The organism is Erwinia sp. OLFS4 (assembly GCF_002752165.1).
GTDB lineage: Bacteria > Pseudomonadota > Gammaproteobacteria > Enterobacterales > Enterobacteriaceae > Izhakiella.
Map to the genome: position 1 here is coordinate 1 of NZ_MOMB01000021.1, position 18,778 is coordinate 18,778.

Below are 18,778 nucleotides of genomic sequence, written 5' to 3' on the forward strand. Positions count from 1 at the left end.
TAAGCGTAAGTGAGTTGAAACACGCGGTGGCAGTCACGGCAGCGAAATCTGTCATAGCCTTTAGGGTTCTGACCATGGCGGTAAACCTGAACAGACTGACAACGGGGACAATGAACGTTAACGCTGGCCATAAGAGAACCTCAAAAGCCCGCATTATACATCAGATTCAACCAATTAGAGGCATCACCAAAATCTTTACCGGTATTGTAAGGCGGATCAATATAAATAAGCTTAACTTTTCCGGCATAACTTTTTTGAAGAAGCTTTAACACTTCAAGGTTATCACCTTCGATCATGAGATTTTTGGTGTTATCCCAATCAACACTTTCATCTTTACATGGGCGTAAGGTTCCACGGGAAGGGGTGAGAGCAAGTTGGCGAGCCTGCCGTTTACCATGCCAGTTCAGGCCATAGCGCTCTTCTTTTTCGTCTACATTTTCACCCAAAAGCTGTTTTAAAACGTCAAAATCAATACTTCCTTCATTAAATGCTTCAGGAAACAATGACTTAAGTTTCACGATGTTATCTTCAGTGATATTCATTGATTGTAGTTCTGTCATATCAGAAGTTATTTTTTTCATAAAAAGTATCCGTCATGAGGTCACGGGAAATCAGTGTCCGAAATTGGTAAGCATTTTACGGTATGAAGTGATAGCCATCAACCAGTGATGGCTATTCAAACATATCTAAAACAAAGGGTTACATGCTGCTATATGATGGGTTATCAAACAGTTAGCCGTAATTTTCTAACTCATAATGTTCACCTTTGGGCAAACTCAAACGGCCTGACCATATCGTTTCGATTGGCATCAAGGAAGTCAGCCCACCACTGGAGCATCAGTCGGCGCTTGTCAAGGTGCTTGGCCTTGTGGGTATAAGCAGCCCGGACACTATTGCTTTCCTTATGGCTCATTTGAAGCTCTACAGCGTCTTCTGACCATAAACCAGACTCAATTAAGGCACTACAGGCCAGTGTGCGGAAACCGTGTCCACAGATGTCCTGCTTCGTGTTATATCCCATATTACGTAGGGCTTTGTTGATGGTGTTTTCACTCATGGGCTTAAATGAGTCATAACAGCCAGTAAAAATTAATCCGTCATCATGACCTTCTTCATAAGTCAGTTGTCGGATCTCTTTCAGTATCTTCATGGCTTGCTTACAAAGGGGAACGAAGTGCTTACGCTTCATTTTGGCACCACGAGTCGAATGTTTGACGTTTTCAATCGCCTCACGCTGTTCGGGTATCACCCATAACTTACTTTTGAAATCAATTTCTGACCAGCGAGCAAAACGTAGTTCACTGGAACGAATGAAAATCATCAGACTGAGCTGAATAGCCAGTATGGTTAACCTGCGGCCTTTGTATTCCGCAATTTTTTTCAGTAGTTGGGGTATTTCTTCCAGCTCCAGTGCAGGGCGGTGTTCAGTCTGTGGTTTCTGAACTGCACCTTCCATATCATAGGCGGGGTTATGGCGTATCAGTTTTTGCTGGACTGCATGGCGGAGGATCGCCGTAATGTATTGTTGAATGCGCATGGCAACTTCAAGATAACCAAGTGCCTCAACCTTTTTCACCGGAACCAGCAAGTCACCCGTATCCAGTTCAGCAACATCTTTATCGCCAATAGTCGGGAAGACATAGGTTTCAAGGCGCTTCCATACGGAGTCACCATAATCTTTTGACCATTTTGTTTTCGTGGAGAACCAAGCTTTAGCCACCACAGTGAAGGTGCGTGTCTTATCACGCTTGGCCTTTAGTTCTTTAACCTCGGCCTGTTTCTTTGCATTAGGGTCAATGCCCTGAGCAAGAAGCCTTCTGGCCTCATCACGGCGTTGTCTTGCGTCCGAAAGAGAAACAGCAGGGTAAACACCAATAGAGAAGAGTTTTTGCTTCCCTTCGAAACGATAGGCCATTTGCCAGTATTTCGAACCTTTAGGGGTAACACGAAGGAACATACCAAAGCCATCAGTGAGCTTGTATTCCTTCTCAAGGGGTTTTGCATTTTTTGCTTTAATATCAGTCAGTGACATTAAAAAATCCCCTCGATTGTTGGTAAAAGGGAAATCGAACCAGCATTACTAGCATTTTTACCATCAAAATGATACGGCTTCGAGTGGTTTTTAGTGAACGAGGGTGAACTTGAAGAAGAGGGTAACCAACTGATAGAAATGCAGAAAGCAGACGTCAGTGAACGTCTGCTTCCCTTAAATTGGCTCCTCTGACTGGACTCGAACCAGTGACATACGGATTAACAGTCCGCCGTTCTACCGACTGAACTACAGAGGAATCGCCGGAACGGGGCGCATAATAACGACGCGGGATCACCTTGTCAAAGACAGATTTCACCTTTTGCTGCATTTGCTGAATAAATATTCAGTCTGCTGGCAGCATGATAACGGACAACGCCGGGCGAAAACGGTGTCATGCTGGTCAACCGGGCTTCTCGTCGCCGGATGCCTTCTGATAGGCTTAGTGCAGGTTTACTGACAGGATATGATAATGGACTGGACCACTCTTAGCCTGAATAACGCTGAGGCAGACGCAGTTAATACACTCTGTCGCTGGCTTGGCGAAAATGATGATAGTGACCATCACGATATTGACGTGATAGTGCTGGCAGGCAATTCGGCAATTCCTACGCTGGAAGCCGCATTCAGGCTGGCGTTATCAAGCGGCAGGCCGCTATGGCTGACCGGGGGAATAGGGCATGCAACCGCATTTCTGGTTGAGGCCGTCCGGCAGCATCCGCACTATGGCCGGCTGCAGGTCGAGGGGCAATCAGAAGGTGATATTATGGCGGCAATGGCTGCCAGCCGGGGCGTGCCAGCCGGGCAGATTTTTATTGAATCCCGTTCGCGTAATACCGGTGAGAACGCTGCCTTTACCCGCCGTCTGATGACAGAGAGGCAGTTTTTCCCCCGTCAGATAGTATTAATGCAGGACCCGCTGCTGCAACGCCGCACCAGCGCCACCTTTCGCCATCTCTGGCGGGATTGTGCTACTGCACCGCAGATTATCAGCTGGCCGGGCTGGACAGTACAGATTGAAGCGACTTTATCCGGCTGGCGGCCGGCCGGATATGCTGCTCCCTGGGATGCTGAACGTTTTTTCGCTCTGATGATGGGAGAGATCCCGCGGCTGCGCAATGATGAAAACGGCTATGGCCCGCGTGGACAGGGGTTTATTGGCAAAGTGGATGTGCCGTCAGTGGTTGAGCAGGCCTGGCAGCTGCTGCGACAGCGCGGTTTTGGTCTTTCGCGATTGTAAACGAGGGGAAGGCTGCATGGACAAACACATTGTGCGCGATCTTGACACGCTGCACGCCATTTATGGCAAGCCGGCAGCGCCATCGCTCATAAAAGAAGTCACCTATATACATTCGTTATATCGCCCGTGGATTGAGAAGGCACCTTTTGTTGTCCTGGCCACCGCCGGTGGCGGTGGACTGGATGTGTCACCGCGCGGCGATAAGCCGGGATTTGTGCAAATTGAAGACGAGAAAACTCTGCTGTTGCCGGACCGGCGCGGCAACAATCGTCTCGACAGTTTGCGTAATCTGATTGAAGATGATCGCCTTGCTTTGTTGTTCCTGATCCCCGGTGCGGGCGAAATGTTGCGGATCAATGGCCGCGGGGAAATTGATATTGCGCCGGCGCTGCTGGCAAGGTTCAGCCATGAGGGGGTGTTACCACGCTCGGTGTTACGGATTCAGGTTGAATCGGTTTATTTTCAGTGCAGCCGGGCGGCATTGCGTTCTGGGTTGTGGCAGGCCGAAAGCCAGATTGATCGTCACCAGCTGCCGTCACCCGGGGCTATTCTTAAGGCGCTTAGCCGTGGTGACGTGGATGGTGCAGCCTATGATGCGCTATTACCACAGCGGCTGAAAAATACGCTTTATTAACTGACAGGGGCTGTTACTGTGCTGACGGACTGAAATCAGGGCGGCGTGGTGAGGCTTTGCTGGCGTGCTTTATCAATAAAAAAACCGCCTGGTTTAACCCCGGCGGTTTTTTTAATCTGGCTCTCTGGCTGGGATCCCCTGCACCAGTAACTCGCTAATAATCAAGATAAAGTTGAATATCCTTTTTATCAAGACCACCAGAATGACCACCAAAAGTTATCGATTACATAACTCTGCATGGGGTAATCATTACAATAATGTTCCTTGTAGCAAGCGTCGTCAAAACGTCATTAAGGGCCAGCCCCATAACCTTAATGACTTTATTAGTTAGACAGATGTTGTAAAAGCAGATAAGAAAGATAATAATTCTCATTTGTGTTTATTTTAGTTAAAGCATGTTACACCCTATTTCCGTACCGGAAAACAGGGCTATTGTTTCACTACACTCAAGGGAAGTCTAATGAGAATGCCTTTTACTCCGAAGCGTTCAGTCCTGCTTTGCTCCATCGCATTTTTTTCTCCCTCTCTGACGTATGCGGAAGATACGCTGGTTGTGACCGCGAAGTCTGCTGAAACAGCGACGACACCGACGGAAGGTTACACGACAAAAGTCAGTAAAGGGGCGACTAAAACCGATCGGCCTCTGATTACGACCGGTCAGTCGGTTTCTGTCGTTACCCGCCAGCAAATGGAAGATCAGGGGGCAATGGATGTTAACCAGGCCTTGAACTATACCGCCGGAGCCTTTACCAATTTTGCGGGCGCAGCAACCCGTTACGATACCGTTTCACTCAGGGGCTTCCACGGCGGAGATGTCGATAACATCTTTCTTGATGGCCTGCGTTTGATGAGTGATGCTGGCAGCTATAATATTCTGCAGGTCGATCCCTGGTTCCTTGAGCGGATTGATGTCATTAAAGGGCCGTCTTCCGCCTTATATGGTCAGACCGTACCGGGCGGGTTAGTAATGGAAACTTCGAAGCGCCCGCAATTTACGCAGGAAGGGCATTTCCGGCTGTCTGCCGGAACGAACAGCACCACTGGTGCGGCGTTCGATTACACCAATGCTATCAACGATCAGTGGGCATTCCGTCTGACGGGGATTACCCGTAACAGTGATACTCAGTACGACCATACTCGTGAAGAAAAATACGCGATCTCGCCTTCACTGCTGTGGCAACCTGATGAAGACACGTTATTGCTGCTGCGTGCTTATCTGCAAAAAGACCCTTCTGGCGGATATCATGGTTCGGTGCCGGGGGATGGCAGCATCACCGAGCATAATGGTTTTAAGCTGAGCAACGGCTTCTATGATGGTGAGACCAATCTGGATCAGTTCAAGCGGCGTGAGCAGATATACAGTGTTGAGTTTTCACACCGTTTCAACGATACCTGGGCGTTCCGTTCGAATGCCAGCTATTCACACTCCAACGTCGATCTCGATCAGGTCTATCAGATTGGTTGGGATACCACGAACACCGATCTGCTGAATCGCTATTATTCCGGCTCACGTTCTTCTCTTGATGCCTTTGCCATTGACAACCAGTTGGAAGCCGATTTTTCAACGGGAGCGGTTGAGCATAAAGTGGTACTTGGGGCGGAGTATCATCAGTATAAAAATGACCTGAGCGATGCCAGCGGTTATGCCAGCCAGCTCAATGTGTTGACGGGCAAAGCGGTAGGCGTCAACCCGGATTACACTTTCTATAATTCACAGCGTCGTTATTACCAGACCGGGATTTATTTACAGGATGAAATGATCTGGGATAAATGGCATCTGGATCTGTCCGGTCGTTATGATCGTATCGTGTCGCAAACCGACAATTATGATTATGGTACCCGCTATCGTCGTCAGGACGATCATGTCAGCGGGCGTGCCGCGTTGCTTTATGCGTTTGACAACGGCATCTCACCTTATGTCAGTTACAGTCAGGCTATCACGCCGCAGTCGCTTTCCGGTCAGGATGGTAATCTCCTCAAACCTACCACGTCTGAACAATACGAAGCCGGGGTGAAATACCAGCCGTCGGGGACATCCGATCTTTACTCTGTCGCGATCTATGATCTGACGCAGAAAGATGTGGGCAACCGTGTCATTGTCGGCTCTTACTATGAACCGGCAGGGAAGGTGCATTCGCAGGGTATTGAGCTTGAAGCTCATAATCAGCTTACGCCTCGTCTGAGCACCCTTGCTAGCTACACGCTTAACCATGTGCGTTATAAAGATTCCGTTGACGGAAACGACGGCCATACTCCGTATGTGACACCTAACTCAATGGCTTCGGCCTGGGCGAAGTATCAGTTTGATTATGGCATCAGCATCGGTGCTGGGGTTCGTTACATTGGTAAACAGTGGGCAGATAATGAAAACACCACCCGTCTGCCTTCTGCAACCCTGTTTGATGCGTCGGTACGTGCGGACCTGGGTGCCTGGAGCAGCCAGCTTAAAGGCGCATTTGTGCAGGTTAATGCCAATAACCTGACAGATCGTGACTACGTCGCGGCCTGTTATGGTACGGGCTACTGCTATTGGGGTGCGGAACGTACTATCGTGGCAACGGTCGGTTATGACTTCTGATTTGCGCTGAGTGATACCGATATAGATACTGTCTTGCCAGTTATCTGGCAAGACAGATTTCAGCGTTAAACGGACATCCCGATTTTAACTCGCCATTGGCCAGTTGTAGCCGCTTTTTCATTGCCGCACAGACCACGACTTTTCCCGTCTTGTGACCGGCCTCCAGCCTTGTCTTCACCGCCTTCACCGCCGAATTCCATTTCATTGCCACAATGGCCGGCATATACAGTGCCTTGCGCATCGCGCTGTTGCCCATCTTCGATATCCGGCTTTTGCCCTTATACTCACCTGACTCCTGAGGCATCGGATTCAGCCCCGCCCATGCTACCAGCACTTTACTGCTGCCGAACCGCGACATATCCGCCAGCGTTTTGCTGCTCAGCACACCCCGCAACGCAATGGGCGGCCTTGAGGCCGCCCATTGCGCCAAGGCGCGACCCTACAACTGATGTAAGTCCCCATCCTGAATGGCCTTCCGGCGCTGACGTTCACGCAAAAATTTCCGCACCAGCCATAACCAGAGCAGGCCGCATACAAGGTTCACCACGCTAAACCCGATACTGCTACCATTAAAGTAAGCGGTTTTCGCGACTTCAATTCCGATAGCAAAAACAGGAATGCTCACCATTCCCAGCATGGCCGCGGTACTCCCTTTTCCAGCCGTTCCGGCAAACAGTGTCAGGCGGTACAGCCCGGCATTCACCATACCCGAACCAAAACCATAGAGGCTTAGCCCGGCGGTCAGCCAGAGGTAGCCGTCGGCGTGACTGAGAGAACCCGCTGTCGCCATTACCAGACCGGTAAGGAGCGGCCAGGCGCCGAGCTTCAGCGGCTGCTCAATTGGCAGACGACTGGCAAGGCAGCTCAGTGTCAGGTTACCGGCAATCATGGCGATAAACACCGGCACCTGCAGTAGCGCGTACGTCATTCTGCTCATGCCGCCACCCTCGATCAGGATCACGGGCGATAAAGCAACCCAGGCAAGACAGGGAACCGTCACCAGACCAATCGCCAGCGATCCTCTGATCACCTGCTTATCTTTCAGCAGGCCGTAGTATTCCTTACCCAGAAATTTTAGTGAGAGGGGCGCGCGGTTGTTTCCCGCGGTTTCAGGCATAGCGTGCCACAACCCCACCAGTGCGACAGCCGTGATGCTGCTGAACAACAGGAACAGCGCTCGCCAGTTACCGAAAGAGAGAAAAGCGGCCCCTGCCAACGGCCCAGCCAGCGGTGCCAGCAAGGCCACATTGGCCATCAGGGCCATCAGCTTCACACTGCGAGTTTCATCAAATGCTTCCTGAATCGCGGCATAACCAACGGCGCCAATAAAACACAGGCTCATCCCTTGCAGGAAGCGTAATAAAACAAACTGTTCAATACTTTGCGCCCAGTAGGTTGCCAGACAGGTCAGCATGAAAAACGCCGTTCCGCCGAGCATGACCGGACGTCGTCCGACCCGGTCGGAGAGTGGACCAAGCAGCCACTGCAGGACGATTCCACCGGCTAAATAAGCCGTCAGTGACGTGGGTACCCATTCAGGCCCGGCATTAAATTCACCGGTGACCAGCAACATGCCCGGCTGGATCATGTCATGAGCGAGATAGGTCGCGAATTCAAACAGGACCAGCGAAAACGGAAAAACCAGATAGCGGAAAGTCAGGTGTGATACCGGTACGAAAAACGCCATGGCGAATATTCCCCAGAAAATGAAAAAATTAAAACGTGGCCCCGCAGGAGCCACGCCAGGACGGTCTGCGTGGTTTATCGCCACTGGTGTATTGGATTATCCAGGGTTCCGGCGAATTTAAGATTTTCCGCAGGATCGGACAGATTAATCATCTGCTGGTTATTCGCCAGTTGCAGGCGGTTCAGACAGGAAAGGGTAAATTCAGGCGCAAACAGATCATAACGAGCAAACTTACTGGCCAACTGTGGATGAGCCTGCTGATATGCCTTCACACAGGATGCGACTGACTGCCAGAACGCGTCCTGTGATAACGTACCTGATTGATGCAAAATCGCGCTCATAAAGCGGAAGATACAGTCGAAAACATCGGTAAAAATCGATAACAACTTGAGATTTTCCGGGACATCAACCGCCAGCCGTTGCACTTTTTCTGGCAGCACGGCATTTGGGTTCATCACTGCAATCTCTTCGCCAATATCTTTCATATACGCGCTGACGGGAACGTTATTTTCCAGCAGCATAATCAGGTTTTCGCCGTGGGGCATAAAGACCAGGTCATGCTGATAAAAACAATGTAACAGCGGGCTCAGATAGCAGGTCAGGTAACGTTCTACCCACTGTGCCGCTGGCAGACCCGAATCGGCAATCAACGCCGGAAGCAGCGGTTTCTGATGATGGTCAACATGCAAGAATGAGGCCATCGTCATCAGTCGCTGTCCGGGTTTCAGATTGGCAACCGGGTTGTCCCGCCACAGCGCCGCAAACATTTTCTTGTAGGCGGAATCACCGTTAATTGCCTGCTCATAGTAGCGGTTATGATAACCGATTGCCGCGACCTCACGCAGGATGCGGAAGTGGCAGCGTTGCAGCCAGTCATCGCCTGCCACCAGCTTTTCAAGCCATTCATTAATGGCGGGGGTGGTGGCCATATAATAAGGCGACAGTCCGCGCATAAAGCCCATATTCAGTACCGATAAGGCCGTTTTAACATAGCGTTTACCAGGCTGACTGCGGTTAAAGAAGGTCCGAATAGACTGCTGCGCCTGATACTGATCCTCCCCTGTGCCAAGATAAACAATATCGTTACGGGCAATATCCGCGGCAAAGACGGTGAGCAGTTTGTTTTGCCACTGCCAGGGATGAACAGGCATGAAGAGATAATCTTCTGATTTCAGACCGTTGTTGCTCAGATGTGCCCTGAAATCAGCAACAGTGGATGGCCCAAGTTCTTCAGTCAGCAGTTGTTCATAGGCAAGATTACTGAGGCTGGAGAAGTGCGCATTACGCACATGAACGGCGACCCAGACCAGATTAATCGGGCTGGCCACTTCGGGGGCGTAGGCTAAATAATCACGGGCATCAAAGCCAATACGGCCATTGTTGGCAACGAAACAGGGGTGGCCTTCGGTCATTGATGATTCGATGGTCTGAAAGTCAGCATTAACCAGTGTCTGACTGTCTGAGTTATTTTTCTGCAACTTAAATACACTGCTGCACAGCGTACTGCTGATCTCTTCCATATAGGTCGCGAGCAGCGCTTGAGAAATGCCTATTTCTTCATTAAATTCGACAATAAATTGCAACGCGTCCAGCGGCAGGCGCTGACCATTCTGCTGTTTGATCAGCGAGTCCGCGTCAATTTCCCAGTGGTCCAGTGCCAGACGTTTTGCCCTGAACTGATATTCTGTTTCAGTTGCGGGTACCGCAAGGCGGTAGAGGTCTCTCCCCAGCGCAGTCGGTTCAGTGATCCGTTCATGGGAGAATTCGGCAATCGCTTTACGGATCAGCAGACGGTTGGCCTGCGTCCAGTTTTCACCTGACAAATGCGCGCCGGTAAGCAGCGGGGTCGTCTTATTCATATTCAGGGACTCCTTCTGTAAAGCCTTCTGATAATCTTCTGGCTGACAAAACGCCAGCCATGCCGTTTTATGGCCCATATCAATCGTGTTCTGGTAGCGGAAACCGGCACGCTTGTTCAGCCGGTGAATGTTGATATTCCGGACATCGGGCTCAACCACGACCCGGCTCACTTCCGGCAGGCTGAACATATAGTCCATGACCACCGTGAAAACCTGCCAACTGAACTGTTTAACTGGATTGTCGGCAGGTGCAATCAGCAGGTGCATGCCGTAATCGCCAGGCTGAACCGGGTAGAATTTGCCCACATCATCCTCAGCGGCACGATAAAACTCCATCAGGAAGGCCGGTTTATCGTCGCAGGCGCCAATCATCGCCGCCCGCGGATTGCCCTCTGTCAGTGCCTGGTAAAATGACGCAACCTGTTCAGGTGTGTTGTTTTGCATGCCCCAGAAATGGGCATAGTCGCGGGTGACCCAACTGTGGATCAGCGCCGCATCTTCCGCTCTCATTGGCCGGAGGGTAAACTGCCCCGCCGGGCGCGCGGTTTGAAATACAAAGGACTGTGGCATATCAACGTTCCGGTTGTGCAGAGAATGTCTGGAAGGCGATCTGGCGTTCAATGGGATACACTTCTCGCCCTGTTAGCCCACGGAGGATAATGGAATTGCGGTAGCAGGCCATGCCCAGATCCGGCGTGACAAAGCCGTGGGTATGTAATTCGGCATTCTGGACAAAGACCTGATTGTGGTGGTCGATACTGTAATTACGTTGGACGTCGTAGCGACCTTTCACATCCCAGCGTAAACGCTGAGCAATGCCTTCAATAAATAACGGCGGACGATAGTGATACCCCGTTGCCATCACTAATCCTTCCGTACAACGCGTGAAAGCATAGTCCTGCTCTTGCTGATGCAACGACAGTTCGAATCCGCCTGCTGCTAACCGGCGTATATCTGTTAGCTCTGAATGGGTAAACAGATTGACGTCCAGCGCGCCATTCAGTTGCTTGACATACATCAGGTCATAAATGTTATTGATAAGGCTGCTGTTAATTCCTTTATAGAGATTTTTGTGCTGGGTATTGAGGGCATCGCGCTTGGCGGGCGACAGATGGTGGAAATAATCGATCCATTCTGGCGAGGTCATTTCCAGGGTCAGTTTTGTGTACTCAAGTGGATAGAAACGGGGCGCGCGGGTGATCCAGTTCAGTTGATAGCCAAACTGATCAATATCGGTCAGTAAATCGTAATAAATTTCCGCCGCGCTTTGTCCGCTTCCGAGGATGGTGATGGAACGTTTCTTCTGCAGGTGTGCTTTATTCTGCAGGTATTCGCCAGAATGGGTGAACAGATCGCGATAAGGCTGGCTGCAGGCCGGTATCCAGGGGGCAGGCCCGGTCCCCAATATCAGATGGCGTCCCAGCCACGTTTTCTGTTTTCCGCTCACGGTATCAACCGATGTCACGCGGTAGCACTGCGTGCTGTCATCATAGCTGACGTATTCAACCCGGGTATTCCAGTGAAGATTACTCAGTTTTGAGCAGGCCCACTGACAATACTGGTTATACTCCCGGCGCATCAGGAAAAAGTCTTCCCGGATGTAAAAAGAATATAACTTCCCTTTCTGCTTCATATAATTCAGAAGACTGTAAGGGCTGGTTGGATCGGCCAGCGTCACCAGATCAGCCATAAACGGTGTTTGCAGATGCGCACTTTCCAGCATCATGCCGGTATGCCAGTCAAAGCCGGTGTTTTGATCGAGGAATACCCCGTTAAGGTCTGCAACGGGCTCACTCAGACAGGCTAATCCCAGATTAAACGGACCAATACCAATACCAATAAAGTCATAAATGTTGTTGTTCATCACAAAGCTCTCACTGATTAACCACGTTCAACGCGGGATCCCGGAGTTGTTCCCGACCGTAATGCACAATTAGCGCAATGACATCGTCAATGTCTTCCACTGTTGTTGCCGGATTCAGAAGGGTAAATTTCAAATACTGACGACCATTGACTTTCGTACCGGCAATCACCGCATTACCTGACCGGAAAAGTGCTTTACGGATAGCGGCATTGATGGCATCGACCTGTTCATCGTCAGCGCTGGAGCGGGGGAGGTAACGGAAAACCTGGGTGGTGAGTTCAGGGGCGTGCAATACCTCAATAGACGGGTGTGCGCTTAACCGCGCGTGGGCCGTTTGTGTCAGGGCGATGAGGGTGTCAAAGGCTTTACCTAACGCGTCAGGCCCCATAATGCGCAGGGTTAGCCACATCTTCAGGGCATCAAAACGGCGCGTGGTCTGGATGCTTTTGTTGACCAGGTTTGGCGTGCCTTCCTGTTGCGCGCTGAGTGGGTTGAGGTAATCCGCATGATGGGTAACGTGGCTCAGATTCTGCTTATTACGGACAAAGAACGCACCGCAACTGACCGTCTGAAAGAAGGATTTATGGTAGTCCACCGTAACCGAGTCAGCGGTTTCAATCCCGGCAAGAAGTTGAGCATGCTTTTCCGACACGAGCAGGCCGCAACCATAGGCGGCGTCAACATGCATCCACAAACCGTACTGTTTACACAATGCGGAAATATTCCCGAGGGGATCAATACTGCCAAAGTCGGTGGTGCCGCTGGTCGCCACAACGGCAATAGGGATCAAACCTTCCTGGTGGCAGCGCTGAATTTCCCGTTCCAGATGAGCGGTATCCATGCGGTAGTTTTCATCATGATCGACCGAAATCACCGCATCGTAGCCCAGCCCAAGAATAGCCATTGACTTCTGAATGCTGAAATGGCTGAGCGAAGAGGTGAAGACACGCCATCTGCCAGCCTCCGGTGGTAATCCCTTCTGCTTAATTAAACGACCAGGATGATGAAGCGCACACCAGCTGTCACGGGCCAGTAACATCGCCATCAGGTTGGACTGGGTTCCGCCACTGGTAAAAATGCCGTCCGCATCCGCGGGCAAGCCAATGCGGTTGAGCGTCCAGTCAATCACCTTTTGTTCAATCAATGTGCCACCGGCGCTCTGATCCCAGGTATCAACCGAACTGTTTACCGCCGCCATAACCTGTTCCGCAAGCAGAGAAGGGAGCACCACCGGACAGTTAAGATGCGCCATATATTTAGGGTGGTGAAACCAGACGGCATCGCGCAAATAAAGTTCGCTCAGTTCTGCCAGCGCGGCTTCGTTGCTGCCCAATGGTTTTTCAAGATCCACCCCGGTGAACGCCTGTGCCAGTTCATTGGGGAAAATGCCGCTGAAGGGTTTCTCTACCGCTTTAACGGTACGTGTCATCAGCGCCAGGACATCCTGTGTCTGCTTATTCCAGGCGGATAACTGCTGGTCATTGAAAATAGTGCCCTGAAGGTAAGGCGTGGGGGGATGGCTGGAGGTATGCAGGGAATGTAGCGGCTGGTTTTGCGAACGTAAGTCCATAATCTTTACCTTTATTAAAGACGTAAAGGGCCTCGCTATCAGATATAAATGACAGCGTTATGCTTATGAAAAATTAATATATGATGATGAATTCTGAGATTGAGGATCTCAGTTTGTTGGTTTTTCTATCTGCTTATAGCAATTAACCTCACATTTAATCTCTAATCTTTAGGTTTTTAACAAATTTTCCTCGTTAATGATATTACCAATGGTAATCATTATCATTCAAGAAAATTATTATTATATTGGTGTGATAAGAGTGATTAATGTTTTTGTGGTGGTCAGCACAGGTGAGGTGTGATCGGGCGTTGTTGAATAAATCGAACGTTCGCTGAGCGGATGGATCAGAACCACCTATCCCTGACAATTCAGGCAGCAGCTCCAGTGGCAGGGCGGGATAATGCCGTCTGACGAGAGGAGCCGTCACGCCATCAAGGTTTGCCGCCGGGTTGCTGTCGATTAACCCCTGATGAACTGCATGACGCATGATGTTGCTGAGGTGCTACCGCGTGCGGGACGCAACTTCAAGCAGGCCTTTTTGCTCAATCCTTTTCAGCAGGTCAATGACATGCCGGGGGTTAAAATCTGAGACTGACAGGTGGCTGATAACCGGAAATACATGATTATTCAGGCTGGCAAGCAGACGGCAGGCGGTGTTCTGTGACCATTTTTTATTACTTTTATGCCACGCGAGTGCCACGGTTTTAAATGCTTTCTCCGATGTGGAGGCTGCGCGTTCAACTGCCCGCTGCTGTGCCGGGTTGATATTCATCGCCAGCATTTTTCGGATACCCTTACGCCGTTGCCGGGTATAAGACAGGGAGACGGCGGGATAGGCACCCAGTGCAATACGGGATTCTTTACCGTTAATACGGTACTTAAGATACCAGTGACGTGAGCCGCCCGGTTTGATCAGCAGATACAGGCCGTGGGAATCAGAGACTTTAAAGGGTTTATCAGAAGGCTTGAGATTACGGATTTTGGCGTCGCTAAGGGACATATGGGGGTCACTTAATTATCGAACTAACCTGACCCCGGATTTGACCAGCCATTTTCCCCGATGCGGAGGGTAAAATCAAAATACATCGGGAAGAGTTTTCACGCTAATCTGTTGAATCAAAGTAATATAAGGATTCGCAAGGATGCATGAAAGCAGGAAATTGGCTCCTCTGACTGGACTCGAACCAGTGACATACGGATTAACAGTCCGCCGTTCTACCGACTGAACTACAGAGGAATTGCTGGAACGGGGCGCATATTAACGGCGTCAAACTGGCTTGTCAAAGTTCTTTTTCATAAACCACTCTGATTGATGAAATAGCCATCATCTGGCGGCGATCGCCTGACCATTGCTGCCCTGTTAACGATAAAAAACGGAAAACAGGCAGGCGGGATAAAGCTCGCTGTAGCCCCTGCGCTTCGCTTTACCGGCGACGATAAGCAGTTATTGTTGTAGCGCTGTCACGTTTATTTCATTTTTAGTTTGTTTTGCCTGAAAATGAAATTTAAATTCTATTTGGACATTCAGTTAGCCGAGAGTAGAGCATGGATAGCGTCAGAGTCGGCATGATTGGCAGCGGTTACATCGGGCGGAGTCATGCTATTGCTTATGCACAGGCACCCACGGTCTTTGCCCTTAAAGGTAATGTATTGCGTGAGATGCTGGCCGAGGTTACGCCAGAACGCGCCACACATCAGGCCCGTTGCTTAGGCTTTTCCCGTTCCACCGGTGACTGGCGGGAACTGGTCAGCGACAGCAATATTGATGTTGTTGATATTTGTGCGCCCAATTTTCTGCATAAAGAGATAGCTCTGGCGGCGATTCGCCAGGGTAAGCATGTGTATTCAGAAAAACCGTTGTCACTGACGGTCGCGGATGCCAGAGAAATGGCCAGCGCCGCTGAGGCAGCGGGTGTGAAAACCCTGGTGGGATTTAACTATATAAAAAACCCCACCAGCCAGCTGGCAAAAGAGATCATTGCGCGCGGTGAAATAGGCGAAGTTGTCCATTTTTACGGTACCCATAACGAAGACTATCTGGCTGATCCTGACACTCCGTTTGACTGGCACTGTCAGCGCGCGCTGGCAGGTTACGGTGCCCTGGGCGATCTGGGGGCGCATATTGTTAATATGGCGCATTACCTGGTTGATGGGATTACGCAAGTCAGTGGTGATCTGATGACGGTAATCCCATCACGGCCGGACCCACAGCACTCCGGGCGACAGCGGAAGGTGGAGAATGAAGACTAGACCAGTGCACTATTGCGTTTTGCCAACGGTGCACACGGCGTCATTGAGACGTCGCGTGTGGCCTGTGGTGCCAAAATGGGGCTGACATATGTGGTTAGTGGCACAAAAGGCACGCTGCGTTACACCCAGGAGCGGATGGCTGAACTGCAGCTGTATCTTCACCACGAGCCTGCGGGTCGTCAGGGGTTTAAAACTATTCTTACCGGTCCGGCTCACCCGGATTATGCCAGTTTTTGTGTTTCTGCGGGCCATGGTATCGGCTTTAACGATCAAAAAACCGTCGAAATTCGTGATTTGGTCAACGGTATTGCCGCCGGTGACAGACTCTGGCCGGATTTTGCCGAAGGGCTGAATGTGCAGAGGGTCGTGGAAGCCATCGCCCGCTCGGCGCGAGAGCGCAGCTGGATACCCCTTGCGGACTATATGACAGGCTGAATCCCTCGCCGTTTTGCCGGGGAGCCCGGCAAGCGACCGACCGCGTCAGGCTATCTGCCAGTCTGCCACGACAGCAGCGCCAGTGCTGGCACGCTGGGAGCGGCGTTGACCGTGATGTGAGGTATGCCTGCTGCTGCCAGGCCGGCTTCAGGGCATCGGGTTTGCACATTGCCAACGCATTTTTTGCACCAATGGAGTGCGTCAGCGCAGCGGGATATAAAAGGGGCAATATAGTTTTGGCTGATGACTACCCGCTCTGACTATCAGAAGTGCTTATTTTTTCAGTCTTCACCTTGTCCACGCCGGCGAAATTAGTACTAAGAAAATTCTGGCACGTCCCTTGCAATATCCGTTACATGTGCGTCAGTCATCAGACTGGCTGATTTTTCCTGACGCTTTACTGGCATTCGGGCAACCGTGACGGAGGCATTATGAATTTAAGACGGCTGAAATATTTCGTTAAAATCGTTGATATCGGCAGTCTGACACAGGCCGCTGAAGTTTTGCACATCGCGCAACCAGCGCTGAGCCAGCAGGTTGCAACGCTCGAGAGTGAACTTGACCAGCAGCTGCTAATTCGCACTAAACGCGGTGTTACGCCAACTGAAGCCGGAAAAATTCTTTATGCACATGCCCGGGCTATTTTACGTCAGTGCGAACAGGCACAGCTGGCGGTAGTAAATGCAGGCCAGGCGCTGACCGGTCAGGTGTCTATCGGGCTGGCACCAGGGACAGCAGCCTCGTCACTGACAATGCCGCTGTTGCAGACTGTGCGTGAGCAGTTGCCTGAGGTGCTGGTGTATTTACATGAGAACAGTGGTTCATCACTTAATGATAAAGTGATGCATGGTCAGCTGGACATGGCGGTACTCTATGACAGAGCGCCCACGGCGGGTATCACCAGTACCATGCTACTGAAAGAAGAGCTTTACCTGATTGGCGCTGGCGACAGCCCGGGACAAAGCGTCGATCTGGCGGATGTTGCTCAGATGAATCTGTTCCTGCCGCGGGACTACAGTGCGGTACGCAAACGTGTAGATGAAGCCTTTTCCCTGCGCCGTCTTAGCGCCCGCATTATTGGTGAGATTGAATCTATCTCCACCCTTACTGCCGCTGTGGCCAGTGGCATGGGCGTGACAGTGTTACCGGAATCGGCTGCACGGGCGCTGGTCAGCTCAACCAGTGCCTGGATGTCGCGCATCACCAGCCCGACGCTGAATCTGCCGTTGTCACTGAATGTGTCATCCCGTCTGCCGCTTTCACCTTCTGCGCAGGCGGTAAAAAATATTCTGTTATCTTTGCTGAGTAAGCCGACGCTGGAAGAGCGTGAGCTAATGCTGGTGGGTTAACCGCCTCGCTGTGCCACCTCAGCCGGCTGGCGTCGGCTGAGGTGGCGTTTGTCGGTTGCGACGCCTTACCGTTGTCCTTTTATCGCCCCGCATTATCTTATCGTTGTCTGTATCGTCGGCTATCAGTCAATAAGCTTCGTGAAATACATATTCCCAATGGCTATATAAATAATTTTTTTATTATTTGTTGTGCAATAAAAGGCTGCTTAACATCGGGATAGACACGACATTCCGGGGAGCCTGCGCGTGAATTTCCAGCAATTAAAAATTATTCGTGAAGCCGCACGCTGCGACTTTAATCTGACCGATGTTGCTAACACACTGTATACCTCACAGTCCGGCGTTAGCCGGCATATCCGTGATCTTGAAGACGAACTGGGCGTGGAACTGTTTATTCGCCGGGGTAAACGCCTGCTGGGTATGACAGAACCTGGCAAAGCGCTGCTCAGTATTGCCGAGCGGATACTTGATGAAGCCAGTAAGGTACGCCGGCTTGCCGACGTGTTCAGCAGTGAAACCAGCGGGGTCCTGACCATTGCCACCACCCATACCCAGGCCCGTTATAGTTTACCGCGCATAATCAAAGCGTTTCGTGCCCTGTGGCCTAACGTGCGTCTGGAGCTGAATCAGGGGACACCGCAGGAGATTGCCAGCATGTTACTGGCCGGTGAGGCTGATATTGGTATCGCCAGCGAACAGCTGACAAATCATGATGGTATCAGTGCTTTTCCCTGGTTCAGCTGGCACCATGCGCTGCTGGTTCCCCAGGGGCATCCACTCGAGCAACAATCTGTCACCCTTGCCGCGCTCAGCCGTTATCCGCTGATTACCTATCGTCAGGGAATAACCGGCCGTTCGCGAGTCGACCGGGCTTTTCAACAGGCGGGGCTGGTGCCGGACATCGTGCTCAGCGCGCAGGATTCCGATGTGGTGAAAACGTATGTCGAACTGGGACTTGGCGTCGGAATCCTTGCCGAGCATGCCTGTAATGATAGTACGGAAGGGGGGGAGGCGCTGGTAACGCTGAGCGCCGGTGAACTGTTTGAACCAAATACCGTCTGGCTGGGTATTCGTCGGGGCCAGCTACAGCGTAACGGTGATGCCTCTAATTGGTTGAATCTGATGTATAATGCGGGCTTTTGAGGTTCTCTTATGGCCAGCGTTAACGTTCATTGTCCCCGTTGTCAGTCTGTTCAGGTTTACCGCCATGGTCAGAACCCTAAAGGCTATGACAGATTTCGCTGCCGTGACTGCCACCGCGTGTTTCAACTCACTTACGCTTA

At 51.0% G+C, this 18,778-nt stretch carries 12 protein-coding genes, 2 tRNA genes and 4 pseudogenes; 7 read left to right on the forward strand and 11 right to left on the reverse strand.

Going from position 1 to position 18,778, the window contains the following annotated elements:
• The 4 genes and pseudogenes from BL249_RS06100 to BL249_RS06115 all read right to left on the reverse strand — a co-directional run.
• Positions 1-131, reverse strand: a 131-nt coding sequence (locus BL249_RS06100; protein WP_342633895.1) for an IS1 family transposase, incomplete at its 3' end; no start/stop codon positions are given.
• Positions 132-152: 21 nt separating this feature from the next.
• A pseudogene (locus tag BL249_RS06105) lies at positions 153-581 on the reverse strand (site-specific DNA-methyltransferase); the annotation flags it as partial.
• Positions 582-760: 179 nt separating this feature from the next.
• Positions 761-2,032, reverse strand: a complete 1,272-nt coding sequence (locus tag BL249_RS06110; RefSeq protein WP_099707473.1) for a tyrosine-type recombinase/integrase — start codon at positions 2,030-2,032, stop codon at positions 761-763.
• Positions 2,033-2,212: 180 nt separating this feature from the next.
• Positions 2,213-2,288: transfer RNA gene (locus BL249_RS06115), tRNA-Asn, on the reverse strand.
• A 213-nt stretch (positions 2,289-2,501) separates the two neighbouring features.
• On the opposite strand from BL249_RS06115, the gene BL249_RS06120 reads away from it, so the two are divergent.
• From BL249_RS06120 to BL249_RS06130, 3 genes are all read left to right on the forward strand, one after another.
• On the forward strand, positions 2,502-3,269 hold the full coding sequence (locus BL249_RS06120) for a YdcF family protein (protein ID WP_158233121.1): 768 nt from the start codon (positions 2,502-2,504) through the stop codon (positions 3,267-3,269).
• A gap of 16 nt (positions 3,270-3,285) precedes the next feature.
• Complete coding sequence (locus BL249_RS06125) at positions 3,286-3,903, forward strand: pyridoxamine 5'-phosphate oxidase family protein (RefSeq protein ID WP_099707475.1); 618 nt, start codon at positions 3,286-3,288, stop codon at positions 3,901-3,903.
• Positions 3,904-4,363: 460 nt separating this feature from the next.
• On the forward strand, positions 4,364-6,481 hold the full coding sequence (locus tag BL249_RS06130) for a TonB-dependent siderophore receptor (RefSeq protein ID WP_099707476.1): 2,118 nt from the start codon (positions 4,364-4,366) through the stop codon (positions 6,479-6,481).
• Positions 6,482-6,521: 40 nt separating this feature from the next.
• Here the strand turns inward: BL249_RS06130 and BL249_RS06135 are convergent, their stop codons facing one another.
• The 7 genes and pseudogenes from BL249_RS06135 to BL249_RS06165 all read right to left on the reverse strand — a co-directional run bounded on the left by BL249_RS06135 (position 6,522) and on the right by BL249_RS06165 (position 14,698).
• Positions 6,522-6,911 (reverse strand): transposase, encoded by a 390-nt coding sequence (locus tag BL249_RS06135; protein WP_099707477.1) that lies wholly within the window; start codon positions 6,909-6,911, stop codon positions 6,522-6,524.
• A 9-nt stretch (positions 6,912-6,920) separates the two neighbouring features.
• Positions 6,921-8,168 carry an MFS transporter gene (locus BL249_RS06140; RefSeq protein ID WP_099707483.1) on the reverse strand — a complete coding sequence of 416 codons (1,248 nt, stop codon included), beginning with the start codon at positions 8,166-8,168 and terminating at the stop codon, positions 6,921-6,923.
• 74 nt (positions 8,169-8,242) lie between these two features.
• Entirely contained in the window at positions 8,243-10,597 is a 2,355-nt protein-coding gene (locus BL249_RS06145) for a GNAT family N-acetyltransferase (protein ID WP_099707478.1), read from the reverse strand.
• Between the two features lies 1 nt (position 10,598).
• Positions 10,599-11,891, reverse strand: coding sequence for a lysine N(6)-hydroxylase/L-ornithine N(5)-oxygenase family protein (locus BL249_RS06150; protein ID WP_099707479.1), 1,293 nt, complete (start codon positions 11,889-11,891; stop codon positions 10,599-10,601).
• 10 nt (positions 11,892-11,901) lie between these two features.
• Positions 11,902-13,461 (reverse strand): pyridoxal phosphate-dependent decarboxylase family protein, encoded by a 1,560-nt coding sequence (locus BL249_RS06155; protein ID WP_099707480.1) that lies wholly within the window; start codon positions 13,459-13,461, stop codon positions 11,902-11,904.
• Between the two features lie 364 nt (positions 13,462-13,825).
• Positions 13,826-14,461, reverse strand: a pseudogene (locus BL249_RS06160) (tyrosine-type recombinase/integrase); the annotation flags it as partial.
• A 161-nt stretch (positions 14,462-14,622) separates the two neighbouring features.
• Positions 14,623-14,698: transfer RNA gene (locus tag BL249_RS06165), tRNA-Asn, on the reverse strand.
• A gap of 308 nt (positions 14,699-15,006) precedes the next feature.
• On the opposite strand from BL249_RS06165, the pseudogene BL249_RS06170 reads away from it, so the two are divergent.
• The 4 genes and pseudogenes from BL249_RS06170 to BL249_RS06185 all read left to right on the forward strand — a co-directional run.
• Positions 15,007-16,146: pseudogene (locus tag BL249_RS06170) on the forward strand (Gfo/Idh/MocA family protein).
• Positions 16,147-16,577: 431 nt separating this feature from the next.
• Positions 16,578-17,495, forward strand: a complete 918-nt coding sequence (nac, locus tag BL249_RS06175; protein WP_099707481.1) for a nitrogen assimilation transcriptional regulator NAC — start codon at positions 16,578-16,580, stop codon at positions 17,493-17,495.
• A gap of 246 nt (positions 17,496-17,741) precedes the next feature.
• A pseudogene (cbl, locus tag BL249_RS06180) lies at positions 17,742-18,590 on the forward strand (HTH-type transcriptional regulator Cbl); the annotation flags it as partial.
• Positions 18,591-18,647: 57 nt separating this feature from the next.
• A partial coding sequence (locus tag BL249_RS06185; RefSeq protein ID WP_342633895.1) for an IS1 family transposase occupies positions 18,648-18,778 on the forward strand: 131 nt, incomplete at its 3' end.

Coding starts and splice junctions, on each gene's coding strand:
- BL249_RS06130 (WP_099707476.1), top strand. CDS start 4,364: ATGAGAATGCCTTTTACTCCGAAGCGTTCAGTCCTGCTTTGCTCCATC.
- BL249_RS06145 (WP_099707478.1), bottom strand. CDS start 10,597: ATGCCACAGTCCTTTGTATTTCAAACCGCGCGCCCGGCGGGGCAGTTT.
- BL249_RS06150 (WP_099707479.1), bottom strand. CDS start 11,891: ATGAACAACAACATTTATGACTTTATTGGTATTGGTATTGGTCCGTTT.
- nac (WP_099707481.1), top strand. CDS start 16,578: ATGAATTTAAGACGGCTGAAATATTTCGTTAAAATCGTTGATATCGGC.
- BL249_RS06120 (WP_158233121.1), top strand. CDS start 2,502: ATGGACTGGACCACTCTTAGCCTGAATAACGCTGAGGCAGACGCAGTT.
- BL249_RS06155 (WP_099707480.1), bottom strand. CDS start 13,461: ATGGACTTACGTTCGCAAAACCAGCCGCTACATTCCCTGCATACCTCC.
- BL249_RS06125 (WP_099707475.1), top strand. CDS start 3,286: ATGGACAAACACATTGTGCGCGATCTTGACACGCTGCACGCCATTTAT.
- BL249_RS06140 (WP_099707483.1), bottom strand. CDS start 8,168: ATGGCGTTTTTCGTACCGGTATCACACCTGACTTTCCGCTATCTGGTT.
- BL249_RS06110 (WP_099707473.1), bottom strand. CDS start 2,032: ATGTCACTGACTGATATTAAAGCAAAAAATGCAAAACCCCTTGAGAAG.